The 2041-nt window shown below is 69.5% G+C and carries 4 protein-coding genes; 3 read left to right on the top strand and 1 reads right to left on the bottom strand.

What is annotated here, in order from left to right:
* Positions 1–135: 50S ribosomal protein L29 (gene rpmC / locus ACOJUF_RS00695; RefSeq protein ID WP_420119942.1), on the top strand; the 135-nt coding region annotated here is incomplete at its 5' end.
* Between the two features lie 23 nt (positions 136–158).
* Positions 159–458, top strand: coding sequence for a 30S ribosomal protein S17 (rpsQ, locus tag ACOJUF_RS00690; RefSeq protein WP_420119941.1), 300 nt, complete (start codon positions 159–161; stop codon positions 456–458).
* A 111-nt stretch (positions 459–569) separates the two neighbouring features.
* Here the strand turns inward: rpsQ and ACOJUF_RS00685 are convergent, their stop codons facing one another.
* Positions 570–1289 carry an endonuclease domain-containing protein gene (locus tag ACOJUF_RS00685; RefSeq protein WP_420119939.1) on the bottom strand — a complete coding sequence of 240 codons (720 nt, stop codon included), beginning with the start codon at positions 1287–1289 and terminating at the stop codon, positions 570–572.
* Positions 1290–1957: 668 nt separating this feature from the next.
* Between ACOJUF_RS00685 and ACOJUF_RS00680 the strand changes: the two genes are divergently transcribed.
* Positions 1958–2041: uL14 family ribosomal protein (locus tag ACOJUF_RS00680; protein ID WP_420119940.1), on the top strand; the 84-nt coding region annotated here is incomplete at its 3' end.

Raw genomic sequence — 2041 nt, 5'->3', positions numbered from 1 at the left:
GGACAGATGGACAACAACCGGCGGCTGCGCACCGTCAAGCACGACATCGCCCGGATCTACACGGTCATGCGCGAGCGCGAGCTCGGCCTGTCCGTCGGACCGGACGAGCTGGCCAAGCAAGGAGGTGCCGCGTGAGCGAGCAGCCGGAATCCACCGAGGTGACCGCCGAGGCGGCCACCGCCGAGAACGCCGCGCCCGCCGCCAAGGCGCGCGGTGAGCGCAAGACCCGTGAGGGCCTGGTCGTCTCGGACAAGATGAACAAGACCATCGTCGTGGCCCTGGAGGACCGGGTGAAGCACCCGCGGTACTCCAAGGTCATCCGCCGGACCACCAAGGTCAAGGCGCACGACGAGAACGAGACCGCCGGCATCGGCGATCGCGTGCTGCTGGCCGAGACCCGGCCGCTGTCCGCGACCAAGCGGTGGCGTCTGGTCAAGATCCTGGAGAAGGCCCAGTAGGTCGGGTCCTCTCGCGGCGGCCCCGTTCGAGCTTCGGCTCGGGCGGGGCCGTTTCGCGTTCCCGGGTCCCAGATCCACCTGAACGGTCTTCTTCGGCCGGTGGTGTGGATCTCATCGGTCGCGCAGCCGAGACAGCGTGCTCTGGATGTCCCGGACGACGCGGTCGGGCTCCTGGTTCAAGGTCCACCAGGTGAACCGCAGCACCGTCCACCCGGCAAGCGTGAACTCGTTCTGCCGGCGTCGATCGTCCTCGAAGCGCTCGTGGTCGGTGTGGAAGGCGAATCCGTCGATCTCGACCAGCAGGCGGATCTCCTCGAACACCACGTCGCCGATGCGCCTCCCCGAGCCCAGGTTCACGGCCGCATTCGCTCGCCACCCGCGGATCCCGGCTGCGCGCAGGGACCGGTGCAGGATCCGCTCGGCCTCGGAGATCGCCCCGCTTCCGGCCGCGGCCAGGATCGTGCCGCGGACGACCGACCCGCGGGAGGACACGGCACGGTGAACCTCGGCCACCTGGTCGACCGTGACCCATCGTCGTCGGACCGCATCATCCAGGAGCGCCGGGCCGGCCGTGGGCAGCAGTTGCGCGATCGCGTACTCGGTGCGCACCGTGACGATCCGGTTCCAGCGGACCGTCCAGAACTCGTTCACGACACGCCGCCGAACGCGGATGGGCCAGTTCGGGTTCCGGGGCGGCCGGAGATTCCTCCCGCACGACACCGTGACGTCGGTCAGCGGGCGATCCGAGCGGCGCTGCCAGAACAGGGCGGCCGAACCCTCGATCACGGCGCCGGAGCCGGCCCACAACCACACGGCCCGGATGAACCTCATCGGGGCCGGTCGTGGTCCTGCGATGGAGTAGACCTCTGGGAGCACCCGCGTCCACCGGCCCGTCCGGAGCTCACCATCGATCTGGGCGATGGTCGCACCGGCGTCGGTGGCCTGGGCTCGGGTGACGAGGCCGTCCTGCCGGCGGGTCAGGTCGGCGATGCGCGGCGGGAGAGGTCGGGACGCGCGGGGCACCGACCCAGTTCACCGGTTCGGTGCGCCGGCGGGCGGGGCGGTCGGCAGAATGTGGACAACTGTCGGGCGAGATCCACCTGGGCAGGCTTCTTGCGTCGTGGATGTGGATCTCGCCCGGCGAATGGCCGGACCGCGCCGTCTGACCTGGGCCGATTGGCGTCCGGCGACGGAATCGAGTATCGTTGACGATTGGCGTCAGCCGGGCCGCGCAAGTGTGCCCAGCGGGCGTCGATCTGGCCTGGCAAGGTCGGAAATCTTGCCAGGGCTTCGTCACCTTCCTGCGTGACCACCCGCCGGTGCGAGCCGGTGAGCGGACGCGTGCGGCCACGTGCCACAGGCAAGAGTGAAAAGGCGAGCGAGCAGTTTCCGCTCGTACTTCCTCTTGTCTTTTCGCATGTCGGCGGCCGGACGCAGGAAGCGGCGGAACCAGACGACCGCGGCCCGGCGATCCCGGGTTGCTAGGAAGGCGGACTGCAGTGATTCAGCAGGAGTCCCGTCTCCGCGTCGCCGACAACACCGGCGCCAAGGAGATCCTGTGCATCCGCGTACTCGGGGGTTCG

This window comes from Nakamurella sp. (assembly GCF_048594475.1).
GTDB lineage: Bacteria > Actinomycetota > Actinomycetes > Mycobacteriales > Nakamurellaceae > Nakamurella.
This window is presented reverse-complemented; position numbering and strand designations above follow the sequence as displayed.

Coding starts and splice junctions, on each gene's coding strand:
- ACOJUF_RS00685 (WP_420119939.1), bottom strand. CDS start 1,289: ATGAGGTTCATCCGGGCCGTGTGGTTGTGGGCCGGCTCCGGCGCCGTG.